This is a genomic window from Microbacterium sp. A93, from assembly GCF_051842835.1.
Genome location: NZ_JBPXMT010000008.1, coordinates 167687 through 186249 on the forward strand (window position 1 = coordinate 167687; position 18563 = coordinate 186249).

The 18563-nt window shown below is 68.9% G+C and carries 15 protein-coding genes; 7 read left to right on the forward strand and 8 right to left on the reverse strand.

Features of this window, described 5'->3' with window-relative positions; genetic code table 11:
* Position 1: 1 nt before the first annotated feature.
* The 5 genes from ACSU1G_RS20180 to ACSU1G_RS20200 all read right to left on the reverse strand — a co-directional run bounded on the left by ACSU1G_RS20180 (position 2) and on the right by ACSU1G_RS20200 (position 6063).
* Entirely contained in the window at positions 2–1840 is a 1839-nt protein-coding gene (locus ACSU1G_RS20180) for an ABC-F family ATP-binding cassette domain-containing protein (protein WP_439281785.1), read from the reverse strand.
* Complete coding sequence (locus ACSU1G_RS20185) at positions 1841–2809, reverse strand: 4-(cytidine 5'-diphospho)-2-C-methyl-D-erythritol kinase (protein ID WP_439281786.1); 969 nt, start codon at positions 2807–2809, stop codon at positions 1841–1843.
* Complete coding sequence (gene rsmA / locus ACSU1G_RS20190) at positions 2810–3718, reverse strand: 16S rRNA (adenine(1518)-N(6)/adenine(1519)-N(6))-dimethyltransferase RsmA (RefSeq protein ID WP_439281787.1); 909 nt, start codon at positions 3716–3718, stop codon at positions 2810–2812.
* 101 nt (positions 3719–3819) lie between these two features.
* Positions 3820–4842 (reverse strand): transglycosylase family protein, encoded by a 1023-nt coding sequence (locus ACSU1G_RS20195; RefSeq protein WP_439281788.1) that lies wholly within the window; start codon positions 4840–4842, stop codon positions 3820–3822.
* A gap of 195 nt (positions 4843–5037) precedes the next feature.
* Positions 5038–6063, reverse strand: a complete 1026-nt coding sequence (locus tag ACSU1G_RS20200; protein ID WP_439281789.1) for a TatD family hydrolase — start codon at positions 6061–6063, stop codon at positions 5038–5040.
* Between the two features lie 601 nt (positions 6064–6664).
* On the opposite strand from ACSU1G_RS20200, the gene ACSU1G_RS20205 reads away from it, so the two are divergent.
* On the forward strand, positions 6665–7456 hold the full coding sequence (locus ACSU1G_RS20205; protein WP_439281790.1) for a hypothetical protein: 792 nt from the start codon (positions 6665–6667) through the stop codon (positions 7454–7456).
* Between the two features lie 479 nt (positions 7457–7935).
* The gene (locus ACSU1G_RS20210; protein ID WP_439281792.1) at positions 7936–8508 is read left to right on the forward strand and encodes a hypothetical protein; all 573 of its coding nucleotides are present in this window, start codon (positions 7936–7938) and stop codon (positions 8506–8508) included.
* 592 nt (positions 8509–9100) lie between these two features.
* Here ACSU1G_RS20210 and ACSU1G_RS20215 read toward each other — a convergent pair.
* Positions 9101–9838 (reverse strand): pentapeptide repeat-containing protein, encoded by a 738-nt coding sequence (locus ACSU1G_RS20215; RefSeq protein WP_439281793.1) that lies wholly within the window; start codon positions 9836–9838, stop codon positions 9101–9103.
* A 324-nt stretch (positions 9839–10162) separates the two neighbouring features.
* Here ACSU1G_RS20215 and ACSU1G_RS20220 point away from each other — a divergent pair, with 324 nt between their 5' ends.
* Positions 10163–11239 carry a hypothetical protein gene (locus tag ACSU1G_RS20220; protein ID WP_439281794.1) on the forward strand — a complete coding sequence of 359 codons (1077 nt, stop codon included), beginning with the start codon at positions 10163–10165 and terminating at the stop codon, positions 11237–11239.
* Positions 11240–11753: 514 nt separating this feature from the next.
* Complete coding sequence (locus tag ACSU1G_RS20225; protein WP_439281795.1) at positions 11754–12371, forward strand: hypothetical protein; 618 nt, start codon at positions 11754–11756, stop codon at positions 12369–12371.
* A 16-nt stretch (positions 12372–12387) separates the two neighbouring features.
* Here the strand turns inward: ACSU1G_RS20225 and pth are convergent, their stop codons facing one another.
* Positions 12388–12981 (reverse strand): aminoacyl-tRNA hydrolase, encoded by a 594-nt coding sequence (gene pth / locus ACSU1G_RS20230; RefSeq protein ID WP_439281796.1) that lies wholly within the window; start codon positions 12979–12981, stop codon positions 12388–12390.
* Between the two features lie 8 nt (positions 12982–12989).
* Entirely contained in the window at positions 12990–13619 is a 630-nt protein-coding gene (locus ACSU1G_RS20235) for a 50S ribosomal protein L25/general stress protein Ctc (RefSeq protein ID WP_439281797.1), read from the reverse strand.
* A 227-nt stretch (positions 13620–13846) separates the two neighbouring features.
* On the opposite strand from ACSU1G_RS20235, the gene ACSU1G_RS20240 reads away from it, so the two are divergent.
* The 3 genes from ACSU1G_RS20240 (at position 13847) to ACSU1G_RS20250 (ending at position 18471) form a co-directional block, all read left to right on the forward strand.
* Positions 13847–14878 carry an AAA family ATPase gene (locus tag ACSU1G_RS20240; RefSeq protein WP_439281798.1) on the forward strand — a complete coding sequence of 344 codons (1032 nt, stop codon included), beginning with the start codon at positions 13847–13849 and terminating at the stop codon, positions 14876–14878.
* A gap of 6 nt (positions 14879–14884) precedes the next feature.
* Complete coding sequence (locus tag ACSU1G_RS20245; protein WP_439281799.1) at positions 14885–16078, forward strand: DUF58 domain-containing protein; 1194 nt, start codon at positions 14885–14887, stop codon at positions 16076–16078.
* Positions 16079–16161: 83 nt separating this feature from the next.
* Entirely contained in the window at positions 16162–18471 is a 2310-nt protein-coding gene (locus ACSU1G_RS20250) for a transglutaminase-like domain-containing protein (protein ID WP_439281800.1), read from the forward strand.
* The last annotated feature ends 92 nt before the right edge of the window (positions 18472–18563 follow it).

Here is an 18563-nt window from a genome sequence, read left to right on the forward strand (position 1 = left end):
CTCAGCCCTCAGCGACCTCCCCGGCCTCGAGCCAGGCCATCTCGGCCTGATCCTTGCGGTCGTGGAGGTCGTTGAGCGTTGCGGTGGCCGTGGCCACGGCCTCGAAGTCGCCGGCCTCGGAGAGCGCCGCCAGCTGCTCGTGCAGGGCCTTCTCCTGCCGGTCCATGGTGGCCAGCTGCTTCTCCAGCTTGGCGGCCTCCTTGCGGGCGGCCCGCTTCTCGGCCGCACTCGGCCCGGTGCCGGAATCCACCCCGGCCGAGCCCTGCCCCGTCCCGGCCCCGCCGGTGCCCGTCCCGCCGAACCCGGCCCCGTCGTCCTGGCCGGCGCGCAGGCGCAGGTACTGCTCCACACCACCGGGCAGGTCCCGGATCTGGCCGTCGCCCAGCAGGGCCAGCTGGTGGTCGGTGACGCGTTCGAGCAGGTAGCGGTCGTGGGAGACCACCACGAGGGTGCCGGGCCAGCCGTCCAGCATGTCCTCCACCGCGGCCAGGGTGTCCGTGTCCAGGTCGTTGGTGGGCTCATCCAGCATGAGCACGTTGGGCGAACCGACCATCAGGCGCAGCAGCTGCAGCCGGCGGCGTTCACCCCCCGAGAGATCGGCCACGGGCGTCCACTGGCGGGAGGTGCCGAAGCCCAGCTGCTCCAGCAGCTGCCCCGGGGAGACGTCCTTGCCGCCCACCTGGAAGGCGTTGCCCTCCCGGGCCATCACCTCGGCCACCCGCAGGTGCGAGACCTCGTCCAGTTCGGTGACGTCCTGGGTGAGGATGGCGGTCTGGACGGTCTTGCCCCGCCGCACCTTGCCGGCATCCGGGGTGAGCTGTCCGTCGAGCAGCTGCATCAGGGTGGACTTGCCGGCGCCGTTGACGCCCACGATCCCCACGCGTTCGCCGGGGGCCAGCCGGAGCGTGACGTCGTCGAACAGCGTGCGCCTGCCGCCGCCGTCGGGCAACGGGACGGAGAAGGTGACGGACTCCAGGTCCAGCACGTCCTTGCCGAGCCGCGCGGTGGCCATCTTCGCCAGGGACACCGAGTCCCGGGGTTCGGGGACGTCCGCGATCACCGCGTTGGCGGCCTCGATCCGGAACTTGGGCTTGGCGGTGCGGGCCGGGGCGCCGCGGCGCAGCCAGGCCAGCTCCTTCTTCACAAGCTGCTGGCGTTTGCCCTCGATCACGGCGTCGGAGCGGTCCCGCTCGGCGCGGGCGAGCATCCAGGCCGCGTAGCCGCCGTCGAAGGGCTCCACCATGGCGTCGTGGACCTCCCACGTGCGGGTGCAGACCTCGTCCAGGAACCAGCGGTCGTGGGTGACCACCACCAGCCCGCCGTCCGTGGCCCGCCAGCGGGACTTGAGGTGCTCGGCCAGCCAGGCCACGCCCTCCACGTCCAGGTGGTTGGTGGGCTCGTCCAGGAAGATCAGGTCGTCGCTGCCGGCCAGCAGCCGGGCCAGGGCGGTGCGGCGGCGCTGGCCGCCGGAGAGGGTGCCCACGGTGCGGGACCAGTCGAGCCCGCCGAGCAGCCCGCCCATCACGTCCCGGATCTTGGGGTCCGAGGCCCAGACGTGGTCCTCCACGTCCCCCACCACGGCGTGCTGGACCGTGTCCTCCGGGTCCAGATCGTCCCGCTGGTCCAACACCCCCAAGGTGGTGCCGCCGCGGCGGGTGACGCGGCCGGCGTCGGGCGTCTGCTGCCCCGCCAGGATCCGCATCAGGGTGGATTTGCCGTCACCGTTGCGGCCCACGAGGCCGATCCGGTCCCCCTCGTCCACGCCGAGGGAGACGGCGTCCAGAACGGTACGCGTGCCAAAGGAGATGCCGATGTTCTCGGCGCCGAGCAGATGAGCCATTCACAACACCCTAGCCCCGTGGACCGGTCCGTGGACGGCCACGGCGGCCACCCCCGTGCGGTCCTCGATCCGGGCGGCGAGTTGGAACGACTCCTCCGCGGAGCGGGCCAGGAACATCACGGTCGGCCCGGACCCCGAGACCTGCCCGGATAGCGCGCCCTCCTCCAGGCCCACGTCCAGCATCTCGGACAGTTCGGGCACCAGGGTGGCGGCCGGCACCTGCAGGTCATTGGCCAGCCGCAGGGCCAGCTCCTCGGCGTCCCCGGTGGTCAGGGCTTGGACGAGTTCCTGGTCCACCTCCGGCGCCCCCTCGGGCACCGGCAGCACCCCCTCGTCCCGCAGCTGGTCCAGCAGGGCGTAGACCTGCGGGGTGGACAGCCCCGTGGTGGCGGGGATCAGGACCAGGTAGACAGGATGGCGGGCCAGCAGCGGCGTGAGCTCATCCCCCACCCCGAGCCCGACGGCGGCCCCGCCCATCACCGCGAAGGGGACGTCCGCGCCCAACGGCGCGGCGATCTCCGCCAGCGCCTGGCGGGACAGGCCCGCCTCCCACAGGGAGGCGCACGCCAACAGCGCTGCGGCGGCATCCGCGGAGCCGCCACCCATGCCACCGGCCACGGGAACCTGCTTGGTGATCTCCAGGTGCACGCCGTGGCTCTGGGCGTCCCGTCCGAGGTGCTCGCGCAGGCGAAGTGCGGCGCGTACCGCCAGGTTGGTGGAGTCCGCCGGGATCACCGCCGGGTCCACGAAGGCACTGGAGGACTCGGAGAGGGACACCGTGATCTCACCGTCCTGGCGGGGCGTGGCGGTGACCTCCTCCAGCAGGGACACTGCCAGGTAGACGCTGGCCACCGGGTGGTAGCCGTCTGCCCGGGGGGTCCCCACGCGCAGCGAGAGGTTGACCTTGCCGGGGGCCTGCGCCGTGACGTGGCTGAAGAGCCGGGTGGTGGAGGGTACGGGCAGAGACACTCAGGTTCCTTCGGTGGGGGCGGGCCGGTGCGCGGCGATGCGGGCGAAGTCCTCGATGCCGAGCACCTCACCACGGGCCTGGGGGTCCACGCCGGCGGCACGCAGGGCGGTCTCGGCCGCGGCCGGGGAGCCGGCCCATCCGGCCAGGGCGGCCCGCAGGGTCTTGCGGCGCTGCGCGAAGGCGGCATCCACCGCCGTGAAGACCTCCTGACGGCTCGCCGTGGTCTCCGGGGGCTGGCGTCGGGTGAAGGCGACCAGCCCGGACTGGATCTTGGGGGCCGGCCAGAACACGTTCTTGCCGATGGTGCCGGCCTTGCGCACCGAGGCGTACCAGGCACCCTTGGCCGAGGGCACCCCGTAGGTCTTGGATCCCGGAGGGGCGGCCAGCCGGTCGGCGACCTCCTCCTGGACCATGACGAGGCCGTGTTCCAGGGAAGGCAGCTCGGCCAGCAGGTGCAGCAGCACGGGGACGGCCACGTTGTAGGGCAGGTTGGCCACCAGCGCGGTGGGCGGGCCGGGCGCGGCCTCGGGCCTCAGGGCGTCGAGCTCGGCGGCACTGACCTGCAGGGCGTCCGCCAGCACCACGGAGAGCCGGTGCTGCGTGCCGGGGCGGTACTCCTCGGCCGTGCGGGCCAGGCGGCCGGCGGGGACGGGATCGATCTCCACGGCGGTGACGGCCGCGGCGGCGTCCAGCAGCCCCAGGGTCAGCGAGCCGAGCCCGGGGCCGACCTCCAGGACGTGTTCGGTGGCCCCGGTCCCGGAGGCCGCCGTGATCCGCCGGATGGTGTTGGGATCGATCACGAAGTTCTGACCCAGCATCTTGGTGGGCCGCAGCTCCAGTTCCGAGGCCAGCCGCCGGATGTCGGCGGCGGAGAGCAGGGGGTTCTCGGGTGCGGTCACGCGCTCCATCCTACGGTGAGGTCAGACGCCAAGGGCCCGCCGAGGCGGGCCCTTGGGGATAAACACGGCCGTGCGGCCGCTGTACTCCAGGCGCGAGGCCGGGGTGGTGTCTAGCGCAGGCCGAGCTGCGAGGAGCAGGCGGGCCAGTGGCCCCAGCCGCCGTTGGCGCGCAGCACCTCAGCGGTGGCGATCTGCTGGGCCGGGGTGGCCTGGTGCGGCAGCGGTGCGTACTGGGTGCCGCCGGCACCGGCCCAGGAGGAGGCCGAGAACTGCAGGCCGCCGTAGTAGCCGTTGCCGGTGTTGATGGACCAGTTCCCGCCGGACTCGCACTGGGCCAGGGCCTGCCACGCGCCGGAGGTGGGGGCGGAGGCCTGGGAGGCCTTCGAGGGCTTGGCGGAGGGGGACGGCGTTGAAGAGGAGGACGTGGAGGAAGTGGAGGACTTCGCGCTGGACTGTGCGGCGCTGCGGCTCGGCGTGGGGGCCGGCGTGGGCTCGGGCTTCTTGGTGCCCACCGCCACTCGGCGCTCCACCGGCTCGCGCACGGTCTCGGTGGCGGTCGCCTCGCGATCGGTCTCCTCGCCGTCCACGGTGGTGACGGTCCAGGTGGTGGACTGCTCGCCGGTGCGGCCCTCGGCCAGCACGGAGGTCTTGCCTTCAGCCAGGTCGTGGTCCTCCACCTTCACGGTCTCGAACGGCAGTTCCTTCGTGGTGGTCTCGGTGGCGGTGTCCACGCGCTGGACGGTCACGTCCACGTCCGCGGTGATCGCGGCGTCGCGGGCCGGGGAGATCGTGTCGTTGTCGTCGAACTGCACCCCACCCTCGCGCAGGGCCTGCTCAATGTTCACGGCCTGGGTGGCGAAGGAGCGGGTGTACGGACCGGAGGTCACGGTGACCACCTTCGGCAACTCCACGGTCACCTGGGAGGCCCGCTCCAGCTGGAGCACGGAGCTGCCCAGATCGGCTCCCGGGCCGGCGGTCTCCCCGGCGGTGACCTCGCTCGCGGCCGGTGCGGAGGCGGTGGCCTCGGCGCCGCGTTGGGTGACCACGAAGGCCATCAGTCCACCGACCACGAGGGCCAGCGCCAATACCTGGGCGATTCCCTTGGCCAGACGGCCCTTCATCACTCGTGCCATGATCTTCCAGACGTCGTCATCTCCGGGCACGGGGGTTCAGGGCCGAAAGCGCAGGCACTGGTTGGCCCGATCCGGCCATTTGAAGGTCAACGATAACGGCTGGATAACGAAGATCTCAAATTGATCACGGTGCGGCGCGTCGATCCCGCCTTGCGGCACTCTTCTGACCCGAGGGAACCGGCTGGTCAGAGGTGTTCAGAAGTAGCCGTACACCCGCCGTGTGTTCTCCGCCACAGCAGCAGCGAGGGCGTCCGCCTCCGCGCCCCGGGTCTCGGCCATGCCACGCAGGGTCAGGGGCACCAGGTAGGGGGCGTTCGGCCGGCCCCGCCAGGGGTGCGGGGTCAGGAACGGGGCGTCGGTCTCCACCAGGAGCAGTTCCTCGCGGGCCTCGGCCAGGGCGCCGCGCAGCTCCTCGTTGGCCTTGAAGGTCACGGGCCCGGCGAAGGACATGTACCAGCCCTGCTCATTGCAGATCCGGGCCAGCTCGGCATCCCCGGAGAAGCAGTGGAAGACCACACGCTCCGGACGGTTCGGGGTGTCCAGCAGGATCCGCACCACGTCCTCGTGGGCGTCCCGGTCGTGGATCTGCACGGCCTTGCCGAGCCGGTGGGCCAGCTCCAGGTGCCAGCGGAAGGCCTCCTGTTGGTCCCCCACCCCCTCGGGCCCGGTCCGGTAGTAGTCCAGGCCCGTCTCCCCCACGGCCCGCACCCGGGGGTGTGCGGCCAGGGTCTCGATCTCGGCCAGCGCGGCGTCCAGGTGCCCGCGCTCGGCCAGCCGGGCGGCGTCGTTGGGATGGATGGCCACCGCACCCAGCAGGCGGGATTCGGCCTCAATCGCCTCGATGGTGAACCGGGCGGACTCCACGTCACAGCCCACCTGGATGGCCCCCACCACGCCCACGGCCTCGGCCGCGTCCATGGCCTGGTGCACGTCCACCGAGACCAACCCGTCCCGGAAGTCCAGGTGCGTGTGGTTGTCCACGACCGGCACCCCCAGTGGCTCGGGGGCCGGCGGGTACTCCAGGCGGCGCTGGCGCTTGGTCTTCTCCTCCGTCGGGGCCCGACGCCGGCCACCAGCCGAGCCGTTCGCCTCGCCCGCAACGGTGGCCGGGTCGGCAGGTTGGTCAGCAGCCGGGGCCGGCCGGTAGGCCTCGGGGACGAGAGGACCGGGATCGGTGTCACGTGCGGCGTCGGTGGACTTCGCGGATACTTCAGGGGCCATGTCCACCATGCTGGCACATGGGGAGATTCGGCCGGATGCCGCCGTCAGCCTGCCGGCTGTGATTAATCTGCCGGGCGTTCCGGAAACCGATCCCCTTACGGCGCAGCGTCGACGTCACCTAGCCGACCAGTGAAGACCGCTTCTGACATCAGTGCCGTCGACTTCTGAAAGCGACACCGCGTGTCAAAAAAATGCGTCGACAAACGGTCGTTTCTGGACTCCATATATTTACAGATGACACCATGGCCCTCCGCGTCCGAATCGGACGAAATTACAAACTCCTCATCTGGAACTGGCTTGAGTCCTGTCCGAGTTGCGTGATGCCCCTCGAAACGTTCGCTGGCGTTTCGAGGCGTTATCAGTGCGGAAGCGAGCCGAAGGCCATCATGCGCGAATGCCTGACCCATTTCGCCCGCGAATGCCGCCGAATCTTCTGAGAAAACTGACCATTGACATGGAATGATTTGATGCCAATGATGGTGTCAACAAACCGTGGAGCGAGTCGAAGAACAACCCTCTGCGAGTTGTCTGACGGCACTGGTCGGCGCGTTGTGATGTCAGTAAAGCAACCCCTTGTACAATCCAATATCGGAGTCAAGAGATGCTCAAATCACTGTCCGCGTCCCTCGCCGCACTTGCGCTCGTTACAACGAGCGTCGTGCCTCCAAGCGCAACGGCGACAGCGGCCCCTGCCGAGGATCCAGCCTTCACCATCGTTGGTGAAGGCGAGATTCCGAAGATCGATGACGAGCATGTGCTTACGGATCTACAAGCTCACGCGGAACTCTCCGATACTACAGAAGAAGCCCTAGTTGACCATCAGACAGGGATCGACCCTTTCAAAGAATTAGCTGATCAAGCCGCTTCAGCACCGTCCTACGTGCATGCAGAGTGGAGACCCAAAGACAGTGATGCACACGCACTGTTGGTCTTCAACGACGACGTGCCAGAATCCATCATTGAAGCGACCAAAGCCACCGGGCTTGTGGTTGAGTTTCGCATAACGGACGCGCCTTCGGCCTCGACACAGCCAGACCTCATCGCCCTGGTCTACAACGAGCTCTACGGACACCCGGAGATTGACGAGGTGTCAGTCTCTATGGAACCGGTCCATGGTGTTATTGAAGTCGAGGCAGCCACAGGGCTCGCGCCAGAAGCAGTGAGTTCAATTGCCGCGCAAGCGCTTGGATCTGCTGCAGCAAGAAACTTGAACGATTCGCTCTCCGGCCAGAAGAGCCCGGAGGTCGCGGTTACTGTGCAAGATGACCTCGATCAGGAGCCGGAGTATATCGGCGGCAAGAATTTTTTGGCAGCGGTTGCACTGCTGGTTTCGTCGTCAGTAATGGCAGCGCCTATGGCATCAGCACGGCACGTCACTGTACTCAGGCCGTAACTTCATATGATGGCGGAACATTCACCCACCACACTCGCATGGACACATCACAGGGTGACGCGAGATGGCTCCGTTCAACATCGGGCGTCCCCAGCCCTCAGTTTCAGATCCGTGCCGGCCACCCACGTGTCGTCTCCGGCTGGAGGACGCCGATCGTCGGAGAATCCGTGTGCAAATATGGAAAGACCACCGGCAGGACATGCGCGTTCGTGTACCGAAACTCGATATGCTCCATTGGCTACTGCGGCCTCACAGCAGCCGACCAGTACATTTCCGACATTGGCGATAGCGGTGGTCCTTGGCATAACGGCGCCAGCGCCCGAGGAGTCCATCACGGAAAAGCACCAATCAACGGAATCACCAGAAGTCTATTCTCGCCCGTATCTTCATTCTCCAAAATGGGTGCATATGTCCACTTCTGAGATTCCTTACGTACGCATTAAGTCGGGATAAGAAACCGGGCCGAGGGGATGCTAGGAATGAAACAAGTCAAACGCAACTTATTAACCAAGAGGTTGGTGTTTCCCCTCCTCGGTTTGTGGTGTGCCACCTCGCTTCTGGCAGCGTGCACAACACCCGATGTCCAATCGGAGGACCAGCCCGTCGACCAGTCGGAAGGCCAGCCCAACGACCCGTCGGACGATGCCCCCACCGACATTCTGACCTTCGATGGAAATCCGCCGTTTTCAGGTGGAACCTATTCCCCTCTTGGCGGATCACTAGACATCCTCCGCCAAGGCACACTCGAGACAGACAGCGATGGCTGCTTGATGCTAAACGACGGCGACATGGGCGTTCATCCGGTACTGTTCCCCCGCGGAACGTTCGTGGAGGAAGACGGCACGATCCAGGTGCCAGGGGAGTTCGTGGTTCGACCTGAAGGGCAAGATGACCAGAGTGGCCAATCCATTCGGTATCGCGTCGGCTCGGAGATCCGCGGAGGCGGCCCCGAAATCAGCCCCGAGCAGGCCCGTGATGGGGTCGAAGGGGTCGTCCTGCCCGAGGGATGCTACGGCACTGTGGAGACCTCTTTCTATCTCTTAGATCCATAGCCGCAAGCTCGCGGCCTGCTTTGTTGACGGCAGTTCGTAGGGGTGCCGGGTCCTCTGAAGGGGCTGGCACCCCTATTTGCTGTGCTGGACAAAATCTTGCTTCGACGACCCGTCGCAGTATCCGGATGGCTCGACTCTTAGACTTGGCTCTCGGGCCACGGGTACAGCGTGGCCCGGCGGCTAATTCCGCGGGGTGTGCCGTCCTCGTTGAAATCGATGCCGCCGGGCCTTCCAACAGCGAGGCCGCGATGCGCACCATGTGCCGCTCACCTCCTGACCAGGCCCCTGACGCACGCAGCAGCTCTTTAACATCGATCCAGGCGATATCCCCGTCTCGGGTGATCCACGGCGCTCCCTCGTAGACGGAAGGGCCAGATCGGATCAGAAGCTCGACGCCGGCTTCAGTGGGGTAGATGCCACGCGCCCAAGCTCGTAGCGCTTCATTATGGGTCGTTTTTGAAAAGGCCTCTACCCGATTCAGAAGTCGACGGCACGGATGTCAGGAAGGGCCAGCAAGAACCGTCAGAGCGACCCCAGCACTGTCCATTTGGGGATCCTCCAGAGGGACTCGCTGAGGTACGGCCAGTTGTAGCTACGACGGATCGCATGCCGCGGACTTGTCCGCAATCCTCGGCCAGTTCCGTGCCCGCTCGGTAGCGGCCTCGTTCACCTCCACACCGGATACGGCAGCCCCTTCGAAGTCCGCATCAGTCAGGTCGGCACCTCGTAAGTCGGCCCCGTTGAGGCATGCATCGCGGAGATCGGCGCCACGCAAGTTGGCCCCTCGTAAGTCGCTGTTTGCCAAGTCAGCGCCCCGCAGTTGTGCACCACCCAAGTCTGGGCCCCCATCGCTCGCTGACGTGCCTACGTTAACGACGGAAAACACGGCGGCCGCCGATAGTGCCGTGACCGCTGTTGCCCCGACCGCAAGTCGCCATGATCCAATCACCGCGCCGACCGCGCCGGACACGACACCAACAGCGAGGGTTGCAACCACTAGCGCCCACGCAGGTCCGAGCAATGCTCCAGCCGCCGCCACGCCGAGCACGCAACCGGCCGGCCACCACCAGATGGCGGCACCGAGCCAGGTGGCGAGCCGGCCCGTCTGGCGCTGGAAGGGCCCGGCACTCTCACCGTGCGGCGCGGCATGCCGCGGTTGATCCGGGTCGTCAGGCGAGGGCTCAGCACGTCTAACCCGATCAGGCGGTGACGGGTCGGCGGCCCGCCCGCTCTCCGTACGTTCGCCCACGACCACTTCTCTACCACGGCGCGCTCGGCCTCCCCGGTTCCCACGCCCACGGATAAGCGATACGCTCACATCACCCTTCATGACCCCGGGAGAACCGCGATGACCTGGTTGAGACACGGCGGTGCGCCACTGCTGCGGCCCGCACTGGTCCTTATCGCGTTCGGAATGCAGGGAGGTCGCCGAGACCCTCGCGGAACCGGGTTACCAGCCAAGATCGTGACGTGGAAGTGCAAACAGCACCGCGTCGAGGTCTACGGAACCAACGGTCAGTTCCATTGCACGGACAGCGCCGAGCCCCGTGACAATCACTACCTCTGCGCCGCCTGCGGTCATAACATTGGCGATAGTGCCCGCGGGATCTGCGCGAATCCTGAGTGCCCCCTAGGCAAGTGACGTGATCCACCCATGGCGACTGCTCCTGACTTCACCAGCGCGGCCGTCAGCGCGGGCACCGCAGTCGGTCGAGCGTTCGGTGTCGTAACCCTCCTGCCAGCACTCTTCTTCGTCGGCGTAATCTGGGCGCTATTCGCGGCCGAAGCCTTCAGTGGCAGCCCCAATCCCGAGGCGTTCGTTCAAAGCATCGAACAACTCTCCCTCGGCGGCGCGGCACTGCTCCTGTTGACGGCGTTCGCATTTGGATTCGCACTCCACCCGGTTCAGTACTCGCTGACGCAACTGCTTGAGGGATACTGGGGGACGACGTCCGCGGCGCTGACATTCATGCATTGGCGGGTACGTGCATACCGCCGTCACCAGAGACAGTTGATCGAGCGTCTCCAGGCAGCCGAACACAAACTCCGTGACGTGGAAGGCATGGATTTCGGCTCGGAGAAGGCAGACGACATTGCCGTGCCCCATCTGCTCCGCCAGCAGCAGGTCGACAAGGCCCTCCGCCAACTGCCGATCGAAGCGGAGCGCGTAATGCCGACCCGGCTCGGCAACATCCTTCGCCGCCACGAAGACCTCATCGGGCAGCCGTACGGTCTGCCAGGCGTAGCGGTCATTGCGCCGCTCACACTCGTGGCCCGTCCGGAGGCGAATCGATACCTCTCAGACTCCGCCGAGCAGCTCGACGCTGCGGTCAGCGTGTGCGCGGTGACGGCGGCGTCGACCGTACTCGTCGTCGCCGCCACGCTAACGGACGGCTGGTGGCTTCTGACCGCACTTCTTCCTTACTCGCTGTGCTGCATTGCGTATCGCGGCGCAATGAGTGCCGCCACTGGATACGGGATAGCGATGCGACACCTGGTTGACTTGGACCGGTTCGCGCTCTACAGAGAACTGCATCTCAACGACCCAAAGACCCTTGGCGAGGAGCAGCAGGCGGCAGCCCAGGTGAGCCTCCTCTTAGAACCACCTCCCGGTCTGAGACTAAACCGTTCTGGCCACCCAGTACTACCAGGAGGCGAAATCGTGGAACTGAACTTCGAATCGCGGGCGCCAGACGCTGGCTCCGCTTCAGCGGACGGTCCACAGGCCTGAGCAGACCATGCTGGGCTTGATCGTATTCGTGCCGCTAGCTCGCGAGGCGGCGCGCCAGGGCTTCTGCTGGGAGCGGCTCCTTGGTTCATGGTCCAAGCATGAGTGGCTGCCTCGTGGCCATGCCGCTGGCTCGTCACACGCTCATGCCGCAATCCGAGTGCTGGCAGTGGACGACCATCTCCGGCTGGCCCGATAGCCGAACCCATACTGGACACGCCCGATCTTGACCTGGAAGAGCAGGATCAGGCTCAAGGCAGTGTCCATTAGACCCGTCCGGTGAGGTTCCCGGTGACGGGGAGCTATCCGACGAACTCCCCCACCGTCTCTGCGTTGATGACACCATGGACGGATACCGCACCCCTCAACGGGAGCACGGCCCTCAGAAACGGTGAGGGGCCATGGGTTTCAGGCCGATGGAGCCGTTGGATGCCCATCCTCCGCCCGTTCACTACCATGGACAGTCGGTGCTCGTCCTCCACGATCCACCCATCTCCGGCGAAAGGCCACCTTGAGAATGACCGACCAGCAAGCCACGGTGCTCTTCGTGTGCACGGGCAACATCTGCCGTTCCGCCTACGGGCACCACCTGCTGGCCCAGCAGCTGGAGCAGCAGGCCCCCGGCCGTTACCGGGTCGTCTCGGCCGGCACGCAGGTCAATCCCCGCCTCACGGTGCCGGCCCAGATCCACAGGCTGCAGGGTGCCGCGGCGCTGCAGACCCTCGGCTCCCACTCCCCCACGGCGCTCAACGCGCGCACGGTGCAGCAGGCGGACCTCATCCTCGCGGCCACCGAGGAGCACATCGCCCAGATCCTGCGGGACACTCCGGGCGCACTGAACCGGACCTTCACCATGACCGAGTTCGGTGCGGCCGCCGAGGCCCTGCAGAACGGGACCCTGCCGGCCTGGGGCGGACCGTCGTCGGGCCCTGGATCGACGGAGTCCCTGCCCGAGCGGGTCCGGTCCCTGGCGCGGCACCTGGCCCGGCACCGGCCGGTGGTCCGCGGCTCGCTGGACTCGATCGACCTGCCGGACCCGTACGGCCGTGAGGATGCCGCCTACCCGGCCATGGCCGAGGTGCTGGAGCCGGCGGTCGGGCACATGACTCAGTTGCTGGCGGGCCTCGCCCGCTGACGCCGGGTGCGCTGACTCAGCGCGTCGGGGCGGGGTGGAACCGTTGCTGGGCCTGCTCCAGCGTGCCCTCGGCGAGGGCCTCGACGGCATCGGCCGCGCGGTCCAGGTGCAGGGGCAGCAACTCGCGCTCGGCGGCGGCGAAGGGTTTGAGCACGTAGTCGGCGGCGTCCTGACGCCCCGGCGGCCGGCCGACGCCCACACGCACGCGCAGGTAGTCCTTGGTGCCGAGCACCTGGGAGATGGACTTCAGCCCGTTGTGGCCGCCCTCGGAGCCGCCGATCTTCAGCTTCAGGGCGTCGAAGGGGATATCGAGCTCATCATGGATCACGATCAGGTGCGCCGGATCCACGGAGTAGAACCGCGCCAGGGCGCCCACCGGGCGCCCTGACACGTTCATGTAGCTGGCCGGCTTGGCCAGCAGCAGCTTCGGGCCGCCGGGGCGCACATGGGCGGTCCCGACGGCGGCGCCCGCCTTGTGCGAGGACAGGCGGGTGCCGAAGCGTTCGGCCAATTCGTCGATGACCATCTGGCCGATGTTGTGGCGGGTACGGGCATAGTCGGGCCCGGGGTTGCCGAGCCCGACCACAAGCCACGTATCCTGCGATGCCACGGGGAGGATCAGCCCTCGGAGTCTTCCTCGGCTGCAGCCCCGCCCTTGGCGCCCACCACTGCGGGCTCCTCGGTCTCCTCGACCTCGCCGAGGTCCTGCTCGATGGTCTCGGCGATGGTGGCGATGACGTAGTCGTCCTCGAGCTCGATGATGGAGCCGGCAGGCACCTGCACGTCCTTGGCGTAGACGTGCTCACCGGCCACGCGGCCCTCGATGTTGATGGTGACGCTCTCCGGCAGGGCCGTGGCATCTGCCAGCACCGGCACGGAGGCCTCCTCGAGGTTGAAGGTGGTGCCCGGTGCGGCCTCGCCTTCCACATGGACCCACACGTCCACGACGACCTTCTCGCCCTTGCGGACGGTGATGAAGTCGATGTGGGCCACGGTCTGGGAGATGAAGTTGCGCTGGATGTCCTTCGGCAGCACCAGGTGCTCCTCGCCGTTGGAGACCAGGGTCAGCAGGGCGTTGGGGTTACGGACGGCCAGGGTGGTCTGCTGGGTCGGCAGCAGCAGGTGCACGGGATCGCCGCCGTGCCCGTAGACCACAGCGGGGATCTTGCCGTCACGGCGGGCCTGGCGGGATGCGCCCTTGCCGAAGTCCTCGCGACGCTCGACCTGGATCTTGATCTGATCACTCATGGGTTGTTCCTCCTGTACTACTCTTCCGCGGCCACGGTGGTGGCGGCGGGCCTTCCAGGAATGAAACGTTAAGAAAACGCCGTGGTGGGAATCCAGCAGAATCTGCGCGGAAACTGTCACGGCGGCCTTGTCGATCACGGAGCGGAACGCTCCCTCGCCTGGGCAACGCCGATCATCCTACCAGTAGGCTGGGCGTCCGAGGGGCTCGCACCATCGCAGGAGGATCCGTGGAACCGTCACCGTCCAGGCAGGTTCTCGATGAGGCAGATAAGGCAGATGCGGCAGAGGCAGCATGGGAGGCCGGCGGCGAACGTCTCACCGCCACCACCCGATCCATGCTGGCCGCCATGGACTCCGTGGTGGACGGCAAGCACGGAGCCGTCCGCACCACCCTGCTGGTCCTGCTGGCCGGCGGACACCTGCTGGTGGAGGACGTGCCCGGCGTGGGCAAGACCCTGCTGGCACGGGCCCTGGCGCGGACCGTGGGAGGCACCGTCAAACGCATCCAGTTCACCCCGGACCTGTTGCCCGGGGACGTCACCGGGGTGTCCGTGTTCAACCAGGACCGCCACACCTTCGAGTTCCGTCCCGGCGCGGTGTTCGCGAACGTGGTCATCGGGGACGAGATCAACCGGGCCTCGGCCAAGACGCAGTCCGCGTTGCTGGAATGCATGGAGGAACACCAGGTGACGGTGGACGGGACCACCCACCGGTTGGATGAACCGTTCATGGTGGTGGCCACCCAGAACCCCGTGGAGTCCGAGGGCACCTATCCGTTGCCGGAGGCCCAGCGGGACCGGTTCATGGCCCGCATCACCATGGGATACCCGGATGCCGATGCCGAGCTGCGGATGCTGCGCACACACCAGAACCCCCTGCCCTCCGCCGCCCCCGTGAACCAGCTGCAACAGGTCGCCACCACCGAGCAGGTGCTGCGGATGATCGAGGCCGTGGCGCAGGTGCACGTCGCCGAGCCGGTGGCCCGCTACGTGGTGGACCTGGGCCGGGCCAGCCGCGAACACCCCGAGGTGCTCGTCGGGGCAAGCCCCCGCTCCCTGCTACAGCTGCTGCGGGCGGGCAAGGCGGAGGCGGCGATCAGCGGACGCGCCTTCGTCACCCCGCAGGACGTGGCCGCCGTGGTGCCCCTGGTCTTCCCCCACCGGCTGATGCTGCGCCGCCGGTCCACGGACGAGGCCGCCCAGGCGGATGCCGTTACCCAGCGGATCCTGCACTCGGTCCCCGTTCCCGCCGGGCCGTGAGAGCCCATGGCTGCCCCTGACGGCCCGCGGCCGGCCCCCTCCGGCCTCCGTCCCACGGCCCGCGGCCTGGCCCTGCTGGTCTCCGCCGCCGTGCTGGTGCTGGGCGGGCTGGCCCTGGGCCGGCGGGAGGCCATCGCCCTCGGGATCTTCCTGGCGGTGACCGTGGGTGCCTCCGCCGGGGTGCTCGCCGCACGGACCGTGCTGGCCCGCCGCCTCCACGTCCAGCGCACCGTCACCCCGGGCACGGTCCAGGAAGGCGGCTCCGTGCTCGTCTCGTTCGAGGCCTCCGGCCCTGCACGCACCACACGCGCCACAGCCGCCAGTGGCACCACAGGCACCCACCAGGCCCCGCCGCTGGGTCTCGTCGATGCCGTGCCCGGCCATGGCCCGGTGCCGGTGAGGGCCCCCCGTCACGAGTACCGGTGGCAGGCCCCGGCGCGCGGGGCCTACCTCCTCGGGCCGGCCCTGGTCCGGTTGCACGGGCCCTTCGGCCTGTTCTCGGCGCACGCCCAGGTGGCGGGGACGTCACGGCTCGAGGTCCTGCCCGAACCGCTGGAGGACGATGAGCTCGACCGGGTGATGCGGGTTGGGATCGGTGAGCGTGATGCCGCCGACCTGCTCGGCAGCCACGCCGCTCCGGATGACCTGCTGGTGCGCGAGCACCGGGACGGAGATTCCCTGACCCGCGTGCACTGGGGCGCCACCGCCCGGACGGGCCGGCTGATGATGCGCCAGGAGGAATGGGCCCATGATCCCTGGGCCGTGGTGGTCCTGGACTGCCGGGCCGAGTCCTTTGCCACCGGCCGGTACGAGGTGGCCGGCGGACCCGGCCTGACGTGGCACACCTCACCGGGATTCGAACAGGCCGTGCAGGCCGCCGCGGCACTGTGCCTGCGACTCCAGGGCGCAGGGCACCAGGTGCTGCTGATGGACCAGGACGGGCAGTCGTTGGACCCCCACCTGGCCTCGGCCGTGCTCGGGGCGTCCCCGCGCGAGGCCACGTGGCCGGCGGCGCTGCCCGCCGAGGCTGCGGCCGTCGTCGTGCTGCTCGGCGCCGCCGTGGGCCGGGACCTGCCGGTGTTGGCCACCGTGCCGCACCACCTGCAGCGGGTCGCCGTGTTGTTCGGTGCCCCCGGAGTCCAGGACGCCGCACCCCGGCTTGAGGCCGGAGGCTGGCTCGTGGCGGAGCCGGGACGGTGAGCCGGGCCCCAGCTCCACCACCGGCACGGAGCGCCCGTTCCCGCCTCAGGACGCTCTGGTGGCCGGCACTGCTGGTGGCGGTGATGGTCCTGGCCACCGCCGTCTCCCTGGACGCGGCCTTCCGGGACCCGCTGGCCGGGTGGCTGGTCCCCGCCGCCTGGCCCGCCCTGGGCGGGCTCACCGTGGCCGCGGCGGTACGCAGCCTGGGCACCCGGATGCTGCGTCCCCTCGCGGCGGGCCTGCTGGTCGCGGGGTGGATCTGGTGCCGGCAGTGGTGGCCGGAGACCCTGATGGCCGGGCTCGTGCCGCAGCGGGCCACCCTCGAGGCGATGGCCGGATCCGCCACCGACCTGCGGGAGAGCATCTGGACCGACATCATCCCGGTGGCCTCCACAGACCCGCTGCTGGCCGGTCTCGGGGCGCTGTTCGCCGTCACCGCCCTGGTCACGGATGCCGTCGCCACCGGCCTGCGCTCCCCCGCCCTCGCCGGGTTGGTCCCGCTGGCCCTGCTGGGCGGGGCGGCCGCCCTCACGGCGGCTACCGCGCCCTGGCCCGCGCTCGCGGTGGCGGCGGCGGCCTGGTTGGCACTGCTGGCCCTCGACCCCGGCCAGGGCATCGGCCCCACCACCCGCCGGCGAGCGGGCTGGACGGCGGGCCTGGGCACCGTGGCCGCGGCCGCCGTCGGGCTCCTGGCCCTGTCCGCCGCCGTGGCCGGACTGCCGGTCCTGACCGCGGGGGCCGCGCCGGAGGGACAACGGATCGTGCTGGGCCCGGGGGCCGGCCCCGTGAATCCCGCGGCGGACCTCGGCCAGCAACTGCGCAGCGGGAGCGGTTATGCGGGCATCAGCTACCAGACGGAGGACGGGCAGGGCCGCTACCTGCGCACCGCCGTGGTGGATGACGTGATGGCCTCCCCCTGGGATGCGAACCCGCCGCAGTATGCCGGCGGTCCGACCACCACCGAGCTGTACCCGGCCGCGGCCCACCTGAACCCCGACGACCTCAGCGCCGCGGGCCCCGGCGATCCGCCCTGGGACCTGGTGTCCATCACCCTCGAGGGCTGGCGCGGGCACTGGGCGCCCCTGCCGGACCAGACGCTGGCCCTGGAACCGGTGGTCGGCGAGTGGGGCTGGCAGGTGGACGCCGCCACCTCCACGGCCTACCGCCAGGAGACCACGCCGGTGGATGTGTCCTACCAGGCCGCCATCTACCCCCTGGACCTGAGGATGGAGGAGCTGGCGGACCGGGCCGGTGCCCTCGCCCCGCAGGGGGTCTTCAACCGGTGGGGCGCCGCCGCGGAGCTGGAGGGCTCCGGCGTGCAGGAGCTCGCCGAGGAACTCACCGCCGGCATGGACAACCCCGTGGAGCAGGCGGTGGCGATCCAGGACCATCTGATCTCCGATGACTTCACGTACTCGGAGACGGCTCCCGCTGAGCAGGGCTATGACGGCTCAGGGCTTGAGCTGACCGAGCAGTTCTTGGCCGCCGGCGCCGGGTACTGCATCCACTTCGCCTCGGCCATGGTGATGATGGCCCAGTCCGTGGATATCCCGGCGCGCGTGGTGGTGGGCTACGCCCCCGTGGCAGCCACCGCGGGCGAACACCGGGTGACCGCGGACCGTGCCCATTCCTGGCCGGAGCTGTACATCGACGAGGTCGGCTGGGTCCCCTTCGAACCCACCCCGACCGTGGGCCGCACTCCCAGTTACGCCCAGCAGGACCCCACGACGGACCCCACCCCCGCCGCTGATCCCACCGCGGGTGCGGACGCCGACCCGTCACCCACCTCCTCCGCGGACGCGCAGTCCCCCTCCCACGACGCCGGCCCGGGCGCCGAGGACGGCTCCGGCACCTCGGGTGCCCCGGAAGTGCCGATCACCACCGTGCTCACGGTGGCCGGGGTGCTGGTGCTGGTGGCGCTGATGCTGATGCTCCCGGCCTGGCTGCGGCACCGCCGGCGGGTCCGGCGGCTGGCGACGGGGTCCGCCGCGGGTTCGGGGTCCACCGCTGGCGCTGGGCCGGCCACTGATTCGGGAGCCGCCGCCAGCTCGAGATCAGTGTTGGACGCCGCACCCGGATTCTGGGACGAGTTGGAGGACACCGCCGTGGACCTGGGGATCGGCCGGGCCCCGCACGAGTCGGAACAGGTCTTCGCGGCCCGTCTCGGAGCACACCCCGCCCTGGCGGAGGCGATGCTTCGGGTCCGTTACGCCCCCGCGGGGACGGGGCCGCCGCCGGGGCCGATGGACGCACCGCGGGTGACGGACGCACGGGAGTTGGCCGTCTCCGTCCGGGCGACCCTCGCGGCACTGGAGGCAGACGCGGAACCGGCCGTCCGGCGTCGTGCCCGGTGGTTCCCGCGGTCCCTGGTGCCGGAGTCCCTCCGCCGCTGACCGTCACCTAGAAACACAGTGATCCTGCCGCTCCACAGCCATCATCGCTGTGGTGCGGCAGGATCAGTGTGACCCGGGCGGGAGGCCCGTAC

Bases quoted from the DNA above. Each gene is read 5' to 3' on its own strand.
- ACSU1G_RS20200 (WP_439281789.1), bottom strand. From the start codon at position 6,063: ATGGCCCCTGAAGTATCCGCGAAGTCCACCGACGCCGCACGTGACACC.
- ACSU1G_RS20245 (WP_439281799.1), top strand. From the start codon at position 14,885: ATGGCTGCCCCTGACGGCCCGCGGCCGGCCCCCTCCGGCCTCCGTCCC.
- ACSU1G_RS20210 (WP_439281792.1), top strand. From the start codon at position 7,936: ATGAAACAAGTCAAACGCAACTTATTAACCAAGAGGTTGGTGTTTCCC.
- rsmA (WP_439281787.1), bottom strand. From the start codon at position 3,718: ATGGAGCGCGTGACCGCACCCGAGAACCCCCTGCTCTCCGCCGCCGAC.
- ACSU1G_RS20180 (WP_439281785.1), bottom strand. From the start codon at position 1,840: ATGGCTCATCTGCTCGGCGCCGAGAACATCGGCATCTCCTTTGGCACG.
- ACSU1G_RS20235 (WP_439281797.1), bottom strand. From the start codon at position 13,619: ATGAGTGATCAGATCAAGATCCAGGTCGAGCGTCGCGAGGACTTCGGC.
- ACSU1G_RS20205 (WP_439281790.1), top strand. From the start codon at position 6,665: ATGCTCAAATCACTGTCCGCGTCCCTCGCCGCACTTGCGCTCGTTACA.
- ACSU1G_RS20195 (WP_439281788.1), bottom strand. From the start codon at position 4,842: ATGGCACGAGTGATGAAGGGCCGTCTGGCCAAGGGAATCGCCCAGGTA.
- ACSU1G_RS20215 (WP_439281793.1), bottom strand. From the start codon at position 9,838: ATGAAGGGTGATGTGAGCGTATCGCTTATCCGTGGGCGTGGGAACCGG.
- ACSU1G_RS20225 (WP_439281795.1), top strand. From the start codon at position 11,754: ATGACCGACCAGCAAGCCACGGTGCTCTTCGTGTGCACGGGCAACATC.
- ACSU1G_RS20220 (WP_439281794.1), top strand. From the start codon at position 10,163: ATGGCGACTGCTCCTGACTTCACCAGCGCGGCCGTCAGCGCGGGCACC.
- ACSU1G_RS20250 (WP_439281800.1), top strand. From the start codon at position 16,162: ATGGTCCTGGCCACCGCCGTCTCCCTGGACGCGGCCTTCCGGGACCCG.